This window comes from Serratia sp. BNK-10, assembly GCF_047456065.1.
GTDB classification, from domain to species: Bacteria; Pseudomonadota; Gammaproteobacteria; order Enterobacterales; family Enterobacteriaceae; genus Serratia; species Serratia ureilytica.
The window spans coordinates 3,000,851-3,022,610 of the sequence record NZ_CP179894.1 but is presented as its reverse complement, the minus strand read 5'-3'; the positions used below and the strand labels follow the sequence as shown (position 1 = coordinate 3,022,610).

The 21,760-nt window shown below is 61.3% G+C and carries 10 protein-coding genes; 6 read left to right on the top strand and 4 right to left on the bottom strand.

The window, feature by feature from the left end:
- The first annotated feature begins 62 nt into the window (after positions 1-62).
- From ACMGG9_RS14670 to ACMGG9_RS14650, 5 genes are all read left to right on the top strand, one after another.
- Positions 63-1,358 (top strand): HlyD family secretion protein, encoded by a 1,296-nt coding sequence (locus ACMGG9_RS14670; RefSeq protein ID WP_004935276.1) that lies wholly within the window; start codon positions 63-65, stop codon positions 1,356-1,358.
- Positions 1,345-3,480 (top strand): peptidase domain-containing ABC transporter, encoded by a 2,136-nt coding sequence (locus ACMGG9_RS14665; protein ID WP_004935271.1) that lies wholly within the window; start codon positions 1,345-1,347, stop codon positions 3,478-3,480. The genes ACMGG9_RS14670 and ACMGG9_RS14665 overlap by 14 nt, the downstream gene beginning before the upstream one ends.
- A gap of 115 nt (positions 3,481-3,595) precedes the next feature.
- A complete protein-coding gene (locus tag ACMGG9_RS14660; RefSeq protein ID WP_015378375.1) occupies positions 3,596-3,796 on the top strand; it encodes a hypothetical protein in 201 nt (66 codons plus the stop codon).
- Positions 3,797-3,882: 86 nt separating this feature from the next.
- Positions 3,883-4,281 (top strand): type II secretion system pilot lipoprotein GspS, encoded by a 399-nt coding sequence (gene gspS / locus ACMGG9_RS14655; RefSeq protein WP_147879980.1) that lies wholly within the window; start codon positions 3,883-3,885, stop codon positions 4,279-4,281.
- Between the two features lie 114 nt (positions 4,282-4,395).
- The gene (locus tag ACMGG9_RS14650) at positions 4,396-5,829 is read left to right on the top strand and encodes an EmmdR/YeeO family multidrug/toxin efflux MATE transporter (RefSeq protein ID WP_033650790.1); all 1,434 of its coding nucleotides are present in this window, start codon (positions 4,396-4,398) and stop codon (positions 5,827-5,829) included.
- Positions 5,830-5,857: 28 nt separating this feature from the next.
- Here the strand turns inward: ACMGG9_RS14650 and ACMGG9_RS14645 are convergent, their stop codons facing one another.
- The 4 genes from ACMGG9_RS14645 to pqqU form a co-directional block, all read right to left on the bottom strand.
- A complete protein-coding gene (locus ACMGG9_RS14645) occupies positions 5,858-6,037 on the bottom strand; it encodes a hypothetical protein (RefSeq protein ID WP_015378373.1) in 180 nt (59 codons plus the stop codon).
- The gene (locus ACMGG9_RS14640) at positions 6,034-6,219 is read right to left on the bottom strand and encodes a hypothetical protein (protein ID WP_033643635.1); all 186 of its coding nucleotides are present in this window, start codon (positions 6,217-6,219) and stop codon (positions 6,034-6,036) included. The genes ACMGG9_RS14645 and ACMGG9_RS14640 overlap by 4 nt, the downstream gene beginning before the upstream one ends.
- Before the next feature lie 226 nt (positions 6,220-6,445).
- Positions 6,446-8,818, bottom strand: coding sequence for a glucose/quinate/shikimate family membrane-bound PQQ-dependent dehydrogenase (locus ACMGG9_RS14635; RefSeq protein WP_033650791.1), 2,373 nt, complete (start codon positions 8,816-8,818; stop codon positions 6,446-6,448).
- Between the two features lie 147 nt (positions 8,819-8,965).
- Positions 8,966-11,110, bottom strand: coding sequence for a TonB-dependent receptor PqqU (gene pqqU / locus ACMGG9_RS14630; RefSeq protein WP_414161512.1), 2,145 nt, complete (start codon positions 11,108-11,110; stop codon positions 8,966-8,968).
- Positions 11,111-11,636: 526 nt separating this feature from the next.
- Here pqqU and ACMGG9_RS14625 point away from each other — a divergent pair.
- Entirely contained in the window at positions 11,637-21,653 is a 10,017-nt protein-coding gene (locus ACMGG9_RS14625) for an amino acid adenylation domain-containing protein (RefSeq protein WP_414161511.1), read from the top strand.
- The last annotated feature ends 107 nt before the right edge of the window (positions 21,654-21,760 follow it).

Here is a 21,760-nt window from a genome sequence, read left to right as displayed (position 1 = left end):
GTCCAAAGCCGCAGCGTTCTCGCTGCGGCTGTCTCCCGGTCAGGCAAGCGCAGGTTCTTCCTATGAGTGATAATAAGAGCAGGAATATTTTCCGCCAGGAGGCGGTCAATTATCAACGTCAAAGATGGACCGGCAGGGCGCTGTTAATTTCCGGCGCGTCGAGCCATGTGATTGCCGCCACCTGTTTCACTTTTATTCTGATCCTGGCGGGCGCACTCTATTTTTGCGAGTACACGCGCCGGGTCGATGTTGAAGGCGAGGTGATCAGCATCCCGCATTCCACCAATGTGTTTTCCTCCCAATACGGTTACGTGAGCCAGGCATTCCATAAAGCCGGTGACGTCGTGGAAAAGGACGAACCGCTGTATGTGATTGATGTCTCGAGAAGCACCACGTCCGGCAATGTCAGCCATATCGCGGCCAGCGAAATAAGCAAACAGATTAGCAATCTGGATTCGATAATCAGCAAGCTGAATAAAAATAAAACCGCCATGCTGGATAATTTGCGCAAACAGATCAATAGCTATGAAAACGCCTATAAAGAAACCGAGAAACTGAACCTCAGCGCCAAAGAGGGGATGGATAAAATGCGCGATAGCCTGAAAAATTACGAACACTATTTGACGAAAGGCCTGATCACCAAAGATCAGTTAAATTATCAGCGCTCGCTCTTTCAACAACAGCAAAGCTCGTATCAGGCGCTCTACAGCCAAAAGATCCAGCAAAATATTCAACTGTCGCAGTTGCGCAGCGATTTGCTGATTCGCGCCGCCGATTACGACAATCAGATATCGCAAAGCGAATCGCAACGCAGTGATTTACAACGCCAGCTGGCGGAGTCCAATGCCGGCGGCCAGGTCATTATCAAAGCGCCGCTCAAGGGGAAAATCGAGTCGCTGAGCGTGACCGCCGGGCAGGTGGTCGAGAGCGGCAGCAGTCTGGCGCAAATCAAACCGATTGATAACATCAAATATTATCTGGTTTTATGGCTGCCGAATAACAGTTTGCCCTACGTGAAAATCGGCGATGGCATCAACATTCGCTATGAAGCCTTCCCGTCGGATAAATTCGGTCAGTTTCCGGGAAAAATAGAATCCATCTCGTCGGTCCCCGCCTCCCCGCAGGAAATGTCGGAATACAGCAGCGGAAATAAAAGGGAAAGGAACGCCTACTACAAAGTGCTGGCGTCCATCAGCGACACGCAATTCAGCGATAAAGGCAAATATCTCGAAATCAGCAGCGGGCTGCAGGCCAGGGTCATCGTCTTCCTGGATAAGAAACCGCTTTATCAGTGGGCGATCGCGCCTTTGTATGACATAAAAAACAGCGTCGTGGGGCGAGTCGATGAAGGACAATAATCTCTTTGAACGGATCAACGAGAAGTTAACATTCTCACTGCGCAAGCGGGTGCCGAGCATCTTGCAGTCGGAGTCATCGGAATGCGGCCTGGCGTGCCTCGCCATGATCGCCTCCTATTACGGGTTTAATGTGGATATGCTGAGCCTGCGGCAGCGATTCGGCATTTCCACCCAGGGCGCGACCCTGGGGACGATCTCTCAAATCGCGTCGCAAATCCAGCTGAAGACGCGCGCCTTGTCCTTGGACATCGACGAAATCAATCAGCTGAAAACGCCCTGCATACTGCACTGGAATATGAATCACTTCGTGGTGTTGGTTAAGGTGCAGCGCGCCGGTTTTGTCATTCACGATCCGGCCTTCGGGCGCAGAGTGATCGGGCTGCAGGAGATGTCGAATCACTTTACCGGCATCGCGTTGGAGCTGTGGCCCGACAGGGCCTTTCAAAAAGAGACCCTCAAGACCCGTTTGCGCCTGCTGGATTTGATGAAAAACATCGAGGGCCTGCCGGGGACGCTGCTCAAGATCTTTGCGTTATCGATAGTCATCGAATCGGTCAACCTGCTGCTGCCGGTGGGAACGCAACTGGTGACCGACCATGTCATTCAGGCGCATGACTACAGCCTGCTGACGGTCATCTGTTTGGGGCTGATCTTCTTCACCTTGTTCCGCGCGGTGGTCAGTATCGCCAGGGCCTGGATCTCCATCGTGCTCGGGACGCTGACCGATATTCAGTGGAAGACGACGCTGTTTGAACACCTGATGAAGCTGCCGCTGGATTTTTTCGAGAAACGGCACCTGGGGGACATTCAATCGCGCTTTTCCTCGCTGGATGCGATCAGAACCACCTTTACCAATAATATCGTCAGCGGGATCATCGACGGCATCATGACGGTCGGGCTGTTCGCGATGATGATGGTCTACGGCGGCTGGCTGGTCTGGGTCGTGGCGGGCTTCACTCTGATCTACATCCTCATCAGGATGATGACTTACAGAACCTACCGTCAATTCTCGGAGGAGCAGATCGTCAAGGCGGCCAAGGCCAACTCGCATTTCATGGAGACGCTGTACGGCATCTCGACCGTCAAGGCGCTGGGCATCAAGGAAACGCGCTCCAGCTATTGGCTCAATCTGAACGTCGACGCCGCCAATACCAATATCAAAATCACTCGATTCAATATGATGTTCGGCGGGATCAATACCTTTATCACAACGCTCGATCAGGTGGCGATCCTGTGGCTTGGCGCCATGATGGTCATCGACAATTCCATGACGCTCGGCATGTTCATGGCGTTCAATGCCTATCGCGGCCAGTTCTCTCAGCGGGCCTCGAGCCTGATCGACCTGGCGATCGGCTTGCGCATGCTGTCGCTGCACAATGAGAGGATATCCGACATCGTCTTTACCGATGCGGAGACGGAGTCCGCGCCGCGACAGGTTTTCCCCTCGGGCACGGGGATTGCCATTGAGGTAAAAAATCTTACGTATCAATATGACGCGCTGTCGCGGCCAATCTTCAAAGACCTGAACATGCGCATTGCGGCCGGCGAAAGCGTGGCCGTCGTGGGCGCCTCCGGCGCGGGCAAGACCACTTTGCTGAAGGTGATGTGCGGTTTGCTCAGCCCCACTTCCGGCCAGGTTTTGGCCGACGCGATGGATATCCATAAAGTCGGGGTGAATAACTACCGTAACGCGATCGCCTGCGTGCTGCAGGACGACCGGCTGTTCTCCGGGTCCATTGCGGAAAACATCAGCGGGTTTGAGGTCAATGCCAATAAAGAGCTGATCATGGCCTGCGCGATACACAGCAATATCCACGATGAAATCATGCAGATGCCGATGGGCTACGAAACCCTGATCGGCGAGTTGGGCAACGGCATCTCCGGCGGGCAAAAGCAACGTTTGTTTATCGCGCGCGCCCTCTATCGCCGCCCGAGCGTGCTGTTTATGGATGAAGCGACCAGCCATCTGGACGTTGAGAATGAGTCGGCGATCAACCGGGCGATATCTTCGCTGAATATTACGCGCGTGATCGTCGCCCACAGAAAGTCGACCATCGACTCGGCCGACAGGGTAGTGGTGCTGGGGGCCGAGAGCGGCGCGCCGGCAGGCGGCGGTGAATAAAGGGCGCTTGCCGGCGCCGGGGCGAAGCCGGCAATGCAGGCTGTCCCCACGGCGAAAATCGCGGTAAAATGCAGCAGTTGACCCTATCGCATTCCATCAGGCCGTCGAACCCGCTATGAAAACGCGCAAACCGCGCCGCCCGCCCGGGCGGTGGATCTATTACATCCTGCATGAAGACATGCTGTGGCCTTGCCCGGTCAAATGGGAGTGGGAGAGCGGCTATAACGCCTGGCTGCCGTTTTACTATTCCCCCACGCTGGAATTCGTCGCCGGCAACCCCGCCCGCGCCACCAAGGTCAGCAGCGGCCGACGTTAAGCGGGCCGCGCGTGCTGCTCGCCTTGCCGCCCGACGTCCGCTCACCTAAGATCATCTCATCACCCACAGGTTTTCCCGGAGCCCCCATGTTGACTCTGTTTCGCACGTCTCTTTGCGGCGCGGTGGCATTGCTGCTGCTCGCCGGTTGTCAGCAGACGGCGCATAAACCGGCGCCGCCGCTGCAGGCGCAGCTGGATCACATCGCTTCGATGCTGGCCGGCGGACACTTCCTGCGCGTGGACTGCGGGCGCAGCGAGATACCGGACGACGTGAAGCTACAGCGCACCGCAATGCGCGCGGCGCAGCGCCGCGGCTGGGACACGCAGGCGGCAGGGTATCGGCAATTGCCGGCGCTTACCCAGTCGCGTTACCTGACCCTGCAACAGGACAATCAGCTGCTGACGGAAAAATGCGCTGCGCTCAGCCGCAGCACCGCCCGCTTTATCGCGGCGGCGCAGGCCGATCAGGAAGATTACATGGAGTAGCGCGCCGGCATGCCTTTCGGGCGCGCGTTATGGGCGCCCCAAAATTCTTTGCAGGATAACGATTTATCGATCATCATTTGAAATGATGTTTCACTTTTACCCATCGAGCCCATCTTGAACCTGTATGCCGCACTGCGTCAGCGCGTGGAAAATACGCGCTGGTACGCCAAACGGAAAAGCTACCGCGTGCTGTTCTGGCGCGAGATCACGCCACTGGCGGTGCCCATCTTTCTGGAGAACGCCTGTGTCCTGCTGATGGGGGTGCTGAGCACCTTTCTGGTGAGCTGGCTCGGTAAAGAGGCGATGGCCGGGGTGGGGCTGGCGGACAGTTTCAACATGGTGATCATCGCCTTTTTCGCCGCGGTGGATCTCGGCACCACCGTGGTGGTGGCCTTCAGCCTCGGCAAGCGCGATCGCCGGCGGGCGCGAGCGGCGGCGCGTCAGTCGCTGGTGCTGATGACCGGCGTGGCGCTGCTGTTGGCGGCGGGCATCCACCTGGCGGGCGAGCCTATCATTGATGTGATCGCCGGCGCGGCCTCGCCGGAGGTGAAAGCGCTGGCGCTCTCTTACCTGCAAACCACGGTGTGGAGCTACCCGGCGGCGGCGATTGCGTTGATCGGTAGCGGCGCTCTGCGCGGCGCGGGCAACACCAAGATCCCGCTGCTTATCAATGGCGGCATGAATATCCTCAATATCATCATCAGCAGCATCCTGATTTACGGCATGCTGGGCTGGCATGGCCTGGGGTTCGTCGGCGCCGGGCTGGGGCTGACGATTTCCCGCTATATCGGCGCCATCGCCATCCTCTACGTGCTGGCGATCGGCTTTAATCCGGCGCTGCACATCACGTTGAAAAGCTATTTCACGCCGCTCAAAATGAGCATCCTGTGGGAAGTGCTGGGGATCGGCATTCCCGCCAGCGTCGAGTCGGTACTGTTTAACGGCGGCAAGCTGTTGACGCAGATGTTTGTCGCCGGCATGGGCACCAACGTGATCGCCGGCAACTTTATCGCTTTCTCCATCGCTTCGTTGATCAACCTGCCGGGCAACGCGTTGGGATCGGCCTCGACCATTATCGTCGGTCGGCGGCTCGGCAAAGGCGAGATCGGCCAGGCGGAGCGGCAGCTGCGCCATATTTTCTGGCTGTCGACCCTTGGGCTGACCGCCATCGCCTGGGGCACCGCGCCGCTGGCCGGGGTGTTCGCCGCGTTTTATACCTCGCAGGATGATGTGAAAACGGTGGTGAAAACCCTGATCTGGCTCAACGCCGCCTTTATGCCGATCTGGGCCGCTTCCTGGGTCTTGCCCGCCGGGTTGAAAGGCGCGCGCGACGCCCGCTTCGCCATGTGGGTGACGATGCTCGGCATGTGGGGGTGCCGCGTGGTGGCCGGCTACGCGTTGGGCATCGAACTGGGCATGGGCGTGGTGGGCGTCTGGTTGGGGATGTTCCTCGATTGGGCGGTGCGCGGCGCCTTATTCTACTGGCGCATGGTCAGCGGGCGCTGGCTGTGGAAATATCCGCGGGCCAGGCGCTCGGACGCCGGGTGACGATCCGCCGCCGACAGCCGCGGCAAGGTCAATACAGCAGCGTCATCGCGCTGAAGAACAACAGCGTCAAGGCGATGATGATGAGATTTTGCGTGGCTTTGCGCACCAGTTTGCTGGCGCTCAGGCGGCTGTCGATGACGTAGAGCAGCGGCACCATCAGCAGCACATAGGCGAACATCAGCATGGCGGTAAAGGGCTGCAGGTTCATTCATGTTCCTCCTGGGCGTCATCATGGCCGATCAGGTGTATCAGTACGGCTTGCGTCTGGCGGTGCTGGCCGATAAAGGGCGAAGTGGCTGGCGATGCCGGCGCGAACGTCAGGCCGGCGCGTCGCGTTTTCACCGCCGCTTGCAAAATCTTCTTTCGATGCTTCCGAGTATGGTCGACCATGCGCCTCCGAATAGGGCCGCCTGAAGGCGGCCGATCGTTGTATTGCCCATTAAGCTGGAGAGGATCGCAGCCGCTGCCGGGGCCGCAGAGGTATAATATTGCGAATGATAACCATTATCAATAATGGAGATGAAAAAATTAAGGGTATTGCGAGGGGGCAGCCGGCGGGGCGGGAAAAGAAAAAGCACGCCTTGCGGCGTGCTTTGCGGGGTACTAACGGCGGTGGTTACTTCTGATCGGGCAGGGCGTAAGCGACCACGTAGTCGCCCAGCTTGGTGCCGAAGGAGCCGTGGCCGCCGGCGTAGATCAGCACGTACTGCTTGCCGTTGACCTCATAGGTCATCGGCGTCGCCTGGCCGCCGGCCGGCAAGCGCGCTTCCCACAGTTTTTCACCGTTGGTCACGCTGAAGGCGCGCAGGTAGTTGTCCGCGGTGGCGCCGATGAAGAACACGTTACCGGCGGTGGTCACCGGGCCGCCCAGCATCGGCATGCCCATTTTGAACGGCAGCGGCAACGGTGAGCTGTCGCGCACGGTGCCGATGCGTTTTTTCCACACGATGTCGTTGGTTTTCAGATCCACGGCGGAAATGTAACCCCAGGCCGGCTGTTTGCACGGCAGGCCGAACGGCGACAGGAACGGGTTCAGGGTGACGCCGAACGGCACGCCATACTGCGGCTGTACGCCGGACTCGGTGCCGCTGCCGCCTTTGTCGCCTTCCGGCGGCTCAATCGGGTTGCCTGGGCCGCGCGGGATCAGTTTGGAGACGAACGGCAGCGCGATCGGGTTGGCGATGGCGATTTCGCGATCGGTATCGACGGCCAGGCCGCCCCATTCGAACATGCCCAGGTTACCCGGGAACACCAGCGTGCCCTGCTCGGAAGGCGGGGTGAAGGTGCCTTCATAACGCAGGCTGTGGAACATCACGCGGCAGACCAGCTGATCATAGATGGTCGCGCCCCACATGTCGGCGCCGGTCAGTTTCTTCTCAGGACGGAAGGTCAACTCGGAGAACGGCTGGGTCGGTGACAGGCGATCGCCCTTGGCCGGGCCTTGCGGTACCGGTTTCTCCGGCGCCGGCACCACCAGTTCGCCGTTGGTGCGGTTCAGCACGAAGATGTTGCCGGTTTTGGTCGGCACATAGATGACCGGCACTTTTTTACCGCTCTTGTCGGTAATGTCCGCCAGGGTCGGCTGCGCCGGCACGTCCATATCCCACAGGTCATGGTGGACCGTCTGATAGAACCAGGCCAGTTTGCCGGTGGAGGCGTTCAGCGCCAACAGGCCGCTGGCGTAGCGTTCCATTTCCGGGGTGCGATCGCCGCCCCAGATGTCCGGAGTGGAAACGCCCATCGGCAGGTAAACGATATCCAGCTTGGCGTCATAGGCGGCAGGCGCCCAGGAGTTCGGCGAGTTCGGCACGAAGTGGTGCTCGTCCGCCGGGATGGCGTTCGGATCTTTCGCGCCCGGATCGAAGGCCCACAGCAGCTTGCCGCTGTTGACGTCGAAGCCGCGGATCACGCCGGAAGGCTCGCGGTTGGAGTAGTTGTCGGTCACGGCACCGGCGACGACGATCACTTTATCGGTGATCACCGGCGGCGAGGTCGGCTCATAGTGGCCCGGCGTCGCATACGGCATATTGCTCTGCAGGTTCAGCTCACCGTTGTTGGCGAAGTCCGGGCAGGGTTTGCCGGTTTCGGCGTCCAGTGCGAACAGACGGCCGTCGTTGACCGGCAGAATGATGCGGCGTGCGCACATCGCCGGAGCGGCGTCGCCGGCGGCGCCTGCGGCTGCGGCGGTTTCGTGGTAAGACACGCCGCGACAGGTGATGTGCTGGAAGGTTGGGTTGTATTTCAGCTGCGGATCAAACTTCCATTTTTCTTTACCGGTGGCGGCATCCAGCGCGAACAGCTTCTGGTGCGGCGTACACATGTAAAGGGTATCGCGGATTTTGATCGGCGTGACTTCGTTGGTGATCTCACCCGGATCGTTGGCGGTCTTCAGATCGCCGGTCTGGAAACGCCAAACCTCTTGCAGCTGGCCAACGTTTTTGTCGTTGATCTGGCTCAGCGGCGAGTAACGGGTGCCTTCCTGGGTGCGGCCATAGGCCGGCCAGTCGGCGCCGGTGGCGTCTTTCGGTTGTACCTGGGCGGCGTCGAGGGTGCCGTTAATCTCTTGCGGATCGTTGAACACGGCATAGGCCAGCGCGATGACGGTGATCGCCAGCGCCGCGCTCAGCGCGCCGTAGGCGAATTTGCCGTTGGCCACCAGCTTGCGGTAGATAAACGGCAACACCAGCCACAGGCCGAAGAAGAAGGTGACGTCCAGGCGCGGCGTCAGCGCCCAGAAGTCCGGGCCCACTTCCCACAGGGCCCAAATCGTGGTGCCCAGCAGGAATACCGCGTACAGCAGCAGCGCGGTGGCGCGGCGGCGGAACAGCAGCCAGGAGGTCGCCAGCAGCACCAGCCCGGCGATGATGTAATACAGCGAACCGCCCAACTTGGCCAGCCAGATGCCGCCGCCGAGCAGATAAAGCCCGCTCAGCGCGGCAAACAGCGCCGTTATGACGATAAGCGGCGATAGTGACGCTTTATTTTGCATAGCAATACCCTTACCAAAAATGAAAGTCCCCGATTTAGAGATTAAGCCAAATCGGAAAAAACACGCGGTTTCTCCCTATTATTTCAGCGAGAAGCCGCTAGGGTGACGTAAAACCCATCCCGTTTTTTAACCTTAAGGTGCTTTGCCTTATTCAAAGCGATAAGACAAGGTGGCGCCGCCACCCCAGTTGCGCCCCGGCGCCGGCTCGAAGTAGCGGCCGTTGCCTTCGTTGACGATCACCGAACCGACGTATCGGCGATCGAAAACATTGTCCACCCGGCTGAACACGTCCAGCGCCCAGCGGTTCCAGGTAAAGCGATAACCGGCGTTTACGCCGGCCACGGTGTAAGAGGGAGCCTGCGCGCTGTTGGCGTCATTGGCCTGAATGTCGCTCATGTAGCGCAGTTCCGCGCCGGCGTGCCAGCCTTCCGGCGGGGCATAGGCCAGCGAGGCGTAGCCCATGTTGCGGGCGATGCCCGGCAGGCGATTGCCGGCGGGAATGGTTTGGGCCGGGGTACAAACGGCTTTGCCGCACATCTCGCTGCGGTAGGTGGCGTCCAGCAGCGTCCAGGCCATATGCAGGCGCCAGTCCAGCGCGAACTCTTGATCCAGCGCCAGTTCCAGGCCGCGCCGCCGGGTTTTGCCGGCGTTGGCGTAGCTGGTGCGCCCACCGCTGCTTTCCGCCACCACCAGCTCGTTGTCGGTATCGGTCTGGAACAGGGCGGCGCTCACCAGGCCGTTGCCGAGGCGCAGTTTGCTGCCCAGTTCGACGGTGTCGCTGGTGGACGGCTGCAGACCGATGTTCAGGCCGGCCTGGCCGTCGGGGCGATAGGAGAGTTCGTTGATGGTCGGGGTTTCAAAGCCGCGGCCGGCTGAGAGATAAACGTTCCACGCCGGATTGATTTTATAGTTGAGCGAGCCCATCGGCAGCCACTGGTGGTAGCGTTTGCTGCCGCTGTCGTCGCCGTTGCGCTGCGTGATGTAGTAGTCGGTCGAGTCGAAGCTGACCGTGCTGTAGCGCAGGCCGGCGTCCAGCGTCCAGTGCGGCGTCAGTTGCCAGGAGGTTTGCAGGTAAGGATCCAGGTTCCAGATGCGGTTTTTCTCGTTGCGCCGCTGGTCGCCTTTCTCGCCGTAGTCCACTGTGCCGTCTCGCAGAATAAAGTTTTCAAACCCCTGCCGGCGTTCGGTCATGGTTTCATAATCCAGACCGCCGATCAGTGTTACCGGTAACGAGGCGAGAGTATCCTCATGCTTCCAGCGAGTGTCAATGCCCTGATATTTTCTTTCCAGCACGATCACCCCGCCGGCGTGGGTAGGGTTGAGCTGCGGCCCGCGTGGAATGGATTGGTACTGCGTGGTGTGGCGCTCGCCGTGGTAGGCGGTCAGCGTCAGTTCGTCGCGCTCGCTCATCTGGCGCTGATAGCGCAGACCGGCCTGGGTCTGATCGAGCGACTTGCGGGTGTTGTATTGATCCGCGCGCGGCGCCTGGCGCGGGTTTTCCTTCCATTCCGCTTCGGTCAGGCCGCCCGGATCGCCGGCGTCAATGGAGACGCTGTTGAACATCAGCGTCAGGGTACTGACGTCGTCCAACCGCACGCCGAGCTTGCCGTTGCCGAGGTTTTTCCGCGCGGCGCTGTGATCGCGATAGCCCTGAGTGGTGAAGCGGGTGCCGGAGATAGCGTAGTTGACGTCGCCGGCCTGGGTGCCGTCGCCGGTGGCGCCGGTCGCTTTCACCCCGTAGCGCCAGGTGTTGTCGCTGCCGAAATAGCCGCCGGCCTCCAGCGTTGGCGGCTGGGCGCCGGTCTGGGTGTCAACGTTGATCACCCCGCCCGAAGCGTTGCCGTACAGCGCGGAATAGGGGCCGCGCAGCACCTCGATGCGCTCGATGGAGTTGATGTCGATGTTGGAGGTTTGTCCCTGGCCGTCAGGCATGGTGGCGGGGATGCCGTCGACGTACATGCGCACCCCGCGCACGCCGAACATCGATCGGCTGCCGAATCCGCGTATCGACAACTGCAGATCCTGCGCATAGTTTTGCCGGTTTTGAAGCTGCAGGCCCGGCACGCTGCCAAGGTTTTCCGACAGGTTAATCTGCGGTGCGGCGTTGCGCAGGTCCTGGCCGTCGATCACGCTGACGGACACCGGCGATCCCAGCTCGGTCAATCCGATGGGTTGCGCCATTACCACCAGCGTATCGCTGTCTTTCTGATCCGCCGCCAGGGCCGAACCGATGCAGACCGGCTGCAGCAATAACAGGGTTGCCGGGGTCAAGACGGGACGTTTTTTATTCATCAGATAATTCTGCCAATAATGCTGAAAAAATTGCCCGCAAGTGGGCGAAAATAGCCATTTGTGACTCCCTGTACTGGCATTCAATGGGAGGGAAACTGCATCCTGCAACGAGTATAGGATATTCCGACACCGTACGCTTTGGAATAGCGCAACTGAAAGATGCGTGTTTTCATTTAAGAAGATTCTCTTTTTTATCGATTTTTCTGCGATGCCTTTAAATTAGATTTATTTATATTAAATATATTCCTATCTTTTTTTTTAATTTATTTACAATAGTTATTTTATTTATGAATGAAAAGCCGTGAATCATTTTGAAATGACGAATTATTTTTTATGTCATTGTTTTTATTGGTTTTAGTTTATTTGTGTTTTTGTAGCTTTATTTTTTATAAAAATAAAATAATATTCGCTCTTATGTTTTTTAAGTTTTCGCCTAACAGCTCAATCGCATAACCATCACGTTATTTATGCCATGCATAAATATCTATTCATATATTATTTTAATATATTAAAAGGGAATTGATTCATGGGCGCGATCATCGCTTCACCCTATACCCACACGTTTTGGAATGAATACGTCCTCAATCCACACTCTTGCGAGTACAACCTGGTGCTGGATCAGACCATTGAGGGGGCGCTGGACGTCGATCGACTGCGCGCGGCGGTCGAGGACGTGTGCCGGGACTATATTCTGTTTCACCATGTCCTCGACGACAGCTCGCCGCAATTACGCTGGGTAAAGACGGAGAAGAAAATTGCGTTGGAAACGCTTGATGCCGATTGCGATGTCGGCAAATTAATCAATACGCCGTTCGATCTCCGGGAGGGGCCGTTGTGCCGCTTCTACCTGATTGAGCTGGCGCCGCAGCGCTATAATTTGATCATTGTCGTTCATCACATCCTGATCGACGGCCTGTCCGGCCAGGAGTTCTACAATGCCGTTTCCGCCTATTACAATCGCGGGGCTGCCGTGGCGCCGCCGCAGGCGGATGAAACGGACATTTGTCGATTGTACCGGCGCTATGAGGCGGATATCGCGGCGTTGAAGCAGGACTTCGGTTCCGCGTCATTCTGGGGCGACCGGTTGGCCGAATGCGCCCCGCGCGTAGCGTTGCCTTATCTCCCCGGTGAAGCCCCCGAAGCACCCGGCGCCGGCGAAGTGCGCTTTACGTTGCCGTTCGCCGAGTGGCAGGCGCTGAAGTCCGGCGTCAGGTATGCCAACCCATTCCTGATATTCAAAACGCTGTGGGCGTTGCTGATCGCCCGGCAATCCGCGCAGGACACGGTGCATATCGGTTATCCCGTCGCGCCGGACGGCGGCGAGCCGCTGTTCTTCGGCGCCCAGGTCAACACCGCGGTGTTTCCCTTAACGCTCGCCCCGCAAGCCACGTTCAACCAGCTGTACCGCGCGACGTTGGCCTACAGCAAAGCGCTCAAGGCGACGGGCAAGCTGCGGCACAGCCAATTGCCGGTTTATGACATGCTGAACCTCAGCCCGGTGCGCGAGCTGAACGTCAATTTCACTCAGGCTTACCTGAAAGATGCGCCGCTGGCGCTTGACGGTTGCCGCATCGGCGTCAATCACCGTTACAACGTCGATCTGGCCGGTTCGGAACTGCTGCTGGAGTATCAGCCGACCGAGCAGGCCTTTGAGTTTCGCCTGCGTTATCGGCCCGATCTGTTCGACGCCACGCAAATGGCGGAGATGGCGGATCAGTATCTCGGGCTATTGCGGCGTGCGCTAACCGAACCGGACGCGCCGATAGCCGCGTGGCCGCAGCTCACGGCGCAGCAGGTTTTACGCTGCCGCGACGCCTGGGAGAGCGAGCCGGACACGGCCGACCCAGGGGCGACACTGCTCGACGGCGTGGCTCGCCAGGCGCGCCGTCATCCGGAACGCATCGCCGTAACCGATGCCAACGGTTCGCTCAGCTACCGCCAACTGGCGCAGCGCAGCGATCGCCTGGCGTTACGGCTGAGGGAAGAATATCGCCGGTTGCGCGGCGCCGCCATGCCGCCAGAGACGCTGATCCCGCTGTATCTGCAGCGCAGCGCGGAAGCGGTGGTGGCGATGCTGGCCATCATGAAGGCGGGCGGCGCCTATGTGCCGCTGGATCCCGCGGCGCCGGCGCAGCGCCTGGAATATATTCTGCAAGAGGTGAACAGCCCCATCGTCCTGACGGAAAGCGCATTGCAAGGGGAGGCGCGGCGTCTGGCGCCGGACGGCGTTTGCCTGGCGGCGGATGAATCGCTTGCCGATGCGGATGCCGCGAGCCTGCCGAATGTCGAAGCCCGGCAATTGGCCTACGTGATTTACACCTCCGGCACCAGCGGGCGGCCGAAAGGCACGCTGTGCGAACACCGGGGCGCGGCCAACATGGTGCGGGGTCATACGCAGCGTTTGCTGCGCAATGAATCGGGCGCGCTCAACTGCCTGCAGTTCGCGTCGCTGGCCTTTGACGCGCACGTGTTTGAAGTGTTCATGGCCCTGAGCAACGGCCACCGGCTGTTTATCGCGGGCGAGGCGCAGCGGCGCGATCCGGCGCTGTTGTGCGGCCAAATGGCGGCCTGGGGCATCGAAGCCTGTTTCCTGCCGCCGGCGCTGCTTGGCACCTTGCCAGACCTGCCGGCTTCGGTGCGCTATCTCGCGACCGGCGGCGAGGCGACCGCGCAGGAGGCGCTCGACCATTACCTGGCCTGCGGCATGCAGGTTGCCAATCTGTACGGCCCGACCGAGGCTTCGGTCAGCGCCAGTCTGAATATCTATCGCCGCAACGGCGCGCGCAATATCGGCCACGCCATCGCCAATATGCGTTGTTATGTGGTTGACGAGCATGACAATCTACTGCCGCTGGGGGCGGAGGGCGAGCTGTGTCTGGCCGGCGTCGGCCTGGCGCGCGGATACCTGAACCTGCCGGCGCTGACGGAAGCCGCATTCGTCGCCAATCCTTTTGAACTGCGTGAGCCTTACCGGCGCCTGTATCGCACCGGCGACCGGGTACGGCGCTTGGCCGACGGTAGCCTGGACTATCTCGGACGACACGACCAGCAGATCAAGATCAACGGCTATCGCATCGAGTTGGGCGAGATCGAAATGCAGCTGCGCGCGCTGCCCGAGGTGGCCGAGGCGGTGGTGACCCTGCGCCCCGGCACGACGGACCAACTGGCGGCCTGGTATGTGCCGAAGCCCGGCGCGACGCCGCAGGCCGGCGACCTCTTGCAACGCCTGGCGGCGCAGCTGCCGCATTATATGTTGCCGTCGGCGCTGTCGGCGCTGTCGGCGCTGCCGCTGACGGTGAGCCGCAAGGTCGATTACCGGGCATTGCCGGAACCGCTGCCGGTGGAGCGGCAAACGGCGTTTCGCCAACCGGGCACGCCGCTGGAGACTCAGCTTTCTACACTGTTCAATCGGCTGCTGGGCGGCCATGTCGGCATGGACGACAACTTCTTCCGCCTCGGCGGCAACTCCATTATGGCCATCAGGCTGTGTCACGAAGTGAATAAATTGCCGGGGGCGAAGATCTCGGTGCTGACGTTGAATCAGCATCCGACGGTGGCCGCGCTGAGCGAGCATATCGCCGCTCAACGGCAGGCGCCGTCGGATGAGCCGCCCATCCTCCCCGGCGAGCTGCGGGAGGGGCCGCTGTCGCTTCAGCAGTCGCGATTGTGGTTTGTTCAGCAACTGTCGGCGGACGCCACGCACTATCTGTCGCCGGTGCTGCTGCGGCTGGCGCCGGACATCGATGACCAACGTTTTGCGGACTGTCTGCAGGCGATCGTCGAGCGCCACCAGATCCTGCGTAGCCTGATTCGCCAGAATGAGCGGGGCGAAGCCAGCCAGTGGGTCAGCGACGCCGTGCTGCCGGTGCCTTTGCTGACGGTGAGCGGCGCTGAGTTTGACATGGCGCTGGCGCAGGCCTGCAGCCGGCCGATGGATTTGACGTGCGAGCTGCCGCTGCGCGCCACACGCTATCGTTACCGCGATGCGGCAGGCGGGGAAACGGCCGTTTGTCTGTTGGTGTTCCATCACATCGTCTTTGACGGTTGGTCGCTTGAGGTGCTGCTGCAGGAACTGGACGCGCGCTATCGGGGAACGTGGCGTAAGGCGACAGAGCCGGCGCTGCAATACCTCGACTATGCCTGCTGGCAACACGCGCCGGAAAATGTGCAGCGCCGGGCCGACGAATTGGCCTTTTGGCAACGAGAGCTGGCGGGCTGGCAGCCGCTCTCGCTGCCGGTGGATTTTTTGCGGCCGGCGGTCTTCGACGTACGCGGCGACAACAGCGAAGTGCCGCTGCCGGCGGCGCTGGTGAAGGCGCTGGAGGCGTTGGCGCGCCGAGAGGGCGTGACGCTGCATGCCGTGATGCTGGCGGGGTTCATGCTGTTGCTTGCCCGCTACAGCGGTCAGAACGATGTGATGGTGGGCACGCCGCTGGCGAACCGCAATCGCCCCGAGCTGGGGAGTCTGATCGGGTTCTTTGTCAATACGCTGCCTTTACGCCGGCAGATCGACCCGCGTCAGGGCGTCGCCGAGTTTGTGCGAGAGGTTGCGGCCACGACGCTGCGGGCGCAGCAGCATCAGACGCTGTCGCTGGAGGCGTTGGTGGACGCTCTGGCGCTGCCGCGCGACTTTTCGCGGCATCCGCTGTTCCAGGTCATGTTCGCGCTGGAGGGCGAGAGCGGCGCACCGACGCGTCCGGACTGGCTGTCGGTGGTCGATCTGAGCGCGGATGAGCGCACTGCCAAGTTCGATCTGACGCTCACGCTGACGCCGCAGGGGGAGCAGATGCGCGCGCGCTTCAACTTCGCGTCGGCGCTGTTCAGCAAAGCGTCGATGGATCGGTTGGCCGGCTACTATCTCGCCCTATTGCAACAGATGGCGCGCCACGATGACTGGCCGCTGGAAAATATTCGTCTGCAGCCGCAGAGCCCGGCGCTGCCTGCGGCGCCGGCCTTTAGCTATGCGTTTGAACGCTGCCTGCAACAGGATTTCGTGCGGCATGCGCAGCGCAATCCGCAGGCCGTCGCGGTGATCGACGCGCAGGGGGAAATGACGTACGGCGAACTGCACGAGGCGGCGTTAACGCTGGCCACTCAACTGCGTGTGCAGGGCAAGATGACCGGCGACGCCATCGCCGTCGTCGCCGACAAGGGGCGCCGGCAGCCGATCGCCCTGTTGGCGGCGCTGATGTGCGGCAAGGCGTTTTTGCCGATGGAGGCGACATGGCCGCCGCAGCGGCGGCTGAAGGTGATGGCGCAGGCCGGCATCAATACGTTGCTCAGCGATGCGCCCTGGGCCTGCGACGAGATCAACCTGGTCGAACTGAATGCCGACGGGCTGGCGGCGCAGTTGCCGCTGCCGGAGAGGCGCCTGCCGGCGGTGGAGGCCGGTCCTGACAGCCTGGCCTATATCATTTTCACTTCGGGCTCGACCGGCACGCCCAAGGGCGTGGCGATCGAACATCGCAGCGCGGTGAACATGCTGGAAGGCGTTCGGCGGTATTTCGGGTTCAACGAGCGGGATCGCAGCCTGGCGCTTAGCGCGTTGAGCTTCGATCTGGCGATCTTCGATATTTTCAGCCCGTTGAGCGCGGGCGGTGCGGTTGTGATGCCGGCCGAGCGAGATCGGGTCAATCCGCAAGCCTGGTATCAGCTGATGATGACACATCGAGTGACGCAATGGTTGAGCGCACCGGCCCTGATGGAGCTGTTGCTGGACTATGTAAACGGCGCGGGGCTGGCGGCCGGGCCTGCGCCGGCGCTGCGGGCTGTGATGGTGGGGGGCGACTGGATCGCCACCTCGCTGCCGGAACGCTGCCTGGCCTGGGCGCCGCACGTCCGCTTCTGCAGCGCCGGCGGCGCTACGGAGGCGGCGATCTTCACCATGCTGTATGAGGTGTCGCGAGGCGAGAAAATTCGCTCGGTCAGCATCCCTTACGGTAAACCGTTGCCGCACCAGCGTTGCTACATTCTGGATGCCGGACGACGGCCCGCGGCGCCGGGCGTGCGCGGGGAGATCTATCTGGCCGGTGAAGGGTTGGCGCGCGGGTATTACGGCGATCCGCAACGCACCGCCGAGAGTTTCTTCTGGCATGAGGAGCTGCAGGAGCGGGTGTATCGCACCGGCGACGCGGGCCGGTGGCTCGAGGACGGCAATGTGGAGTTCCTGGGGCGTCTCGATCAGCAGGTCAAGCTGAACGGCTACCGCATCGAGCTGGGTGAAATAGAGCATGCCGCGCTTGCCTATCCGGGGGTGACCGCCTGTTGTTGCGTGCTCGTCACCGCCCCTCAGCCCTGTCTGGCCGCTTACTTCGTTGCCGATGAGGCGATCGCCCCGCAGGATTTGGCGCAGCATTTGAGCAGCCAACTGCCTCCTTACATGGTGCCGCAGGCGCTGATGCAGCTGGCACAGCTGCCGCTGACCGAAAACGGCAAGATAGCCCGACAGGCGTTGCCGCCGCCGAAAAGGACGGCGCGCGAGTTTGTCGCGGCGCAGAACGAGCGGGAGAACGCTTGCCTGGCGGTGTGGCGCGATCTGTTGCAGCGGCAGGATATCGGCGTGGAGGACAATTTTTTCTCGCTGGGCGGCAATTCCCTTCTGGCGATCCAGGCCTGTTACCAGATCGGTCAGCGGTTGGGGAGCGAGGTGACGTTGAGCGAGCTGGGCCGGTTCCCGACGATCCGTTCATTGTGCCGTGCGTTGCTGCGGCAGGGGGAGGGCGCCGCGCCGATGTCGATCCCGCCGCTGCGGCAACGCGAGTATCCGCTCTCCGCCTCACAGCTGCAGCTGTGGTTTATCGAGAACCTGAACGGCGGCGGCAATCTTTATCATGTGCCGATGCTGTTCCGTCTCGGCGAGGAGGTCTGTCTGACGGCTTACGAGCGCAGTCTGCAGGCGGTCGTCGCCCGGCATCAGGTGTTGCACAGCCTGATTGCCCAGAAGCCGTCCCAAATTGCCGTCGCCCGGGCCTGTGAACAAACGCTTTCGCTGGAGCGCGTGGCGCTGGAGGCGGCGCGCTGGCCGGACAGACTGCGGCAGGATATCGATCGGCCGTTTGCCCTGGAGGCGGAGTTGCCGATCAGAGCGAGCGTTTACCAGGTGGTGCAGCCTGATGGCGGGCGGGTGACTTACAGCCTGATCCTGGTGCACCACCTGGCGTTTGACGGCTGGTCGCAGCCGGTGCTGCTGCAGGAGTTGGATGCGCTGTATCAGGCGCAGCGGCAAGGGCGGGAGGCTGAGCTGGCGGCGTTGCCGTTGCAATATGGCGACTATGCCGTCTGGCAGCGGCGCTGGCTGGACTCCGCGCTGGCGGATGAGGCGAAAGCGTATTGGCGACAAGCGCTGGATGGGTGGCAGGCGCTGGAGATGCCGCTCGATTTCGTGCGGCCGGCGCGCTTCGATCATCGCGGCGCCAATCACGTCATCGTGCTGCCGGACGCCCTGACGATGCAGGCGGCGCAGTTCGCCCGGCGGCAAGGCGTCACGCCGTTTGCGCTGTATCTTGCGGCCTTTAATCTGCTGCTCGGTTACTTCAGCGGCCAGCAAGACATTCTGGTCGGTACGCCGGTCGCTAACCGGCCGGTGGCGGAGACCCGCTCGGCGATCGGATTCTTCGTCAATACGCTGCCGTTGCGCTCGCAAATAGACGATGCGGCGTCGCTGAACGATTATGTGCATCGGGTCTTTGATGGCGTGCTACAGGCGCAGCGGCATCAGAATTTACCGTTGGATCAGTTGATTGAGCTGCTGCAGGTGCCGCGCGATCTGTCGCGCCATCCGCTGTTTCAGACGCTGTTCGCGCTGGAAGAGGCGGGTGAAGCGCCGGCCTGGCTGGCGCCGCAGGATCTGTTGACACACTATCAGGCGGCCAAATTCGATTTGACGCTGAGCATACAGTCGGCGCCGCAAGGCGGCAGGGCGATCTTTAACTATGCCACCGCCCTGTTTGCACCGGCCACGCTGGCGCTGTTGGGTGAGTATTATCTGACGATCCTCACGCAGATCGTCAATCACGGGGAGCAGCGCGTCAGTCAGTTGGCGCTGGTATCGGCGAGTGAAACGGCGCGGCAGCGCGCCTTGCGTCAATCCTGTCCGCCGGCCTACGATTTCGAACGCGCCATCCATCATGATTTTATCCGTCAGGCCGAGCGCGATCCGCAGCGGGTGGCGATCGTCGATGAATGGGGTGAGCTGAACTACGGTGAGCTGTATCGGCGTGCGTTGGCGCTGTCGTTGCAGCTGCGCGAGCATGCGGATATGCGCGCCGACCCCATCGCGGTGATGGTGGACAAAGGACGGGCGCAAATCATTGCGGTGCTGGCGATCCTGATGGCCGGCAAGGCCTATTTGCCGCTGGACGGCGCCTGGCCGGAACGCCGCCGCCTGGATATCGTCGCGCAGTCGCAGACCCGGATTATCCTCAGCAGCCGGGCGTGGGCGGCCCACGGTAACGCCAGACTGTTGACGATCGATCCGCAAGGTGCGGTCAACGCGTTACCGCCGGCGGCGCCGGGTGAGCCGGTCTTGCCGGCGCCTTCCGCGCTGGCCTATGTGATCTTCACCTCCGGTTCTACCGGCACGCCGAAAGGGGTGGCGATAGAACATCGCGGCGCGGTGAACAGCATCATCGATACCTTGCACCAGCTGGAACTCGGCGCGGACGATCGCGGGTTGGCGCTCAGCGCGCTGAGCTTCGACATTTCGGTGTTCGATATTTTCGGCCTGCTGTCGGTGGGCGGCGCCATCGTGATGCCGTCCGAAACCGAACGCTATCAGCCGGAGGCGTGGCATCGGTTGTTGATGACTCAGGGGGTGACCTTCTGGAATTCCGCGCCTTCGGTGATGACGCTGCTGGTGGAGCAGCTGGAGTCCGCCGCGTCGCAGGCGCAGTGGCCGCATCTGCGCAACGTGGTGCTGGTGGGTGAGGTGATCTCGCGTTCACTGCCGGCGCGCATTCGCCAATGGCGGCCAGGGTGCCGGGTAGTCAGCGCCGGGGGCGCGACCGAAAGCTCCATTTGGTCGATTTTGTACGACATTCCGGAAACGCCGATCCTGGCGCCCAGCGTGCCTTATGGCCGGGCGATGGCCCATCAGCGTTTCTATGTGCTGGATCGCCATCTGCGCGTGTTGCCGCCCTGCTTACCGGGGGAGCAGTACATCGGTGGGGCCGGCGTGGCGCGCGGCTATTACCGCAATCCGTCGCTGACCGAGGAAAAATTCATCTACCATCCGGAACTGGGGGAGCGGCTTTATCGCACCGGCGATGCCGGGCGCTATTTGCCGGACGGCAATCTGGAGTTCCTCGGCCGTATGGATTTTCAGGTGAAAATCAATGGCTACCGCGTCGAGCTGGGGGAGGTCGAGCAATGTGCGCTGGCGTTCGGCGCGATCAAATCCTGCTGCGCCGTGGTGCTGTCAGAGGCGCATCGGCAGCGTCTGGCGCTGTATTACGTCAGTGAGGCGCCGCTGGAGGAGTCGGCGCTGCTGGCCTTTATGAGCGGGCAATTGCCGCTATACATGCTGCCTGCGGCCCTGGTGCGGCTGGAAGCGTTGCCGTACAACTCCAGCGGCAAGCTGGATCGCAAGGCGTTGCCGGCGCCGACGGCGAATGAGCCGCAGGCCTATGTCGCTCCCGCGAACGCGCTGGAGCAGCAGTTGTGCGCATTGTGGCAGGAGGCGCTGCAGTGCGAGCAGGTCGGCATGACGGACGATTTCTTCCTGCTGGGCGGCACTTCGATCAAGGCGATCTCCCTGTGCGTCGGCATGGGCGAACTGATGGCCGCGCCGGTGCCGGTGGTGCAGCTGTTGCAAAGCCGCACCCTGAAAAATCTGCTGGCCGCCAACGAGCGCCGTTTGGTCATGCCGCTTAACCGCCGGACAGACGGCGTGCCCACTGTGTGGATGATCCACCCGGCACTGGTGGGCGCGGAGGCGTTTCATGCTTTCGCTCAGCCGTTGCAAGGGCGACTCAATTGCTATGGCGTCGATAACCATAATCTTTACCATCAACCGACCATCGACTCGCTCGGCGAGCTGGCCGAACGGTATTTAAACGACATGATTGCCGCCGGCCTGCTGCAAGACGCCGGGCCGGTGCGCATTCTCGGGTGGTCGCTGGGGGGCATCATCGCGCTGGAGATCGCCGCTCGCCTGGAGGCGCGCGGCTGCCGTAACGTGCGGCTGTATCTGCTGGACAGCTTCTACCGGCAGACCACGGCGGAGCTGCCGCTGGAGCAACTGCTGCCTGCGCTGGGCATCGAGGGGGAGGCGGCGACACGCGCCATGGCCGCCGGGCAGGCGGAGCGGCGGCTGTCAGAGGGGTGTCTGAGCCGCAGGCTGCAAACCACGAAGGTGACGTTGTTCAAGGCGATGGAGGGTAACCCGCAGTTGCCGGAGGCGATAACGGCGCCGCTGCTGGCGCTGGAAGATAATGGGCTGGGCGCGGTTTGCGCGCAGCTCAAGATTATCCCGCTGGCTTGTCACCACCATAATATCTTGCAGTGTGAGGAGGCGATCGGCAACGTACTCAATCAGGACGCCTGATTGGCTCACCGGCTCCGTACAGGCAGGCGGAGCCGGCAAGCCAGGCATTGCGGCGCAGGGGCCGAGGATGGCGAGGACTAACGCGGTCACTTTCCTCTGCGCGCGTC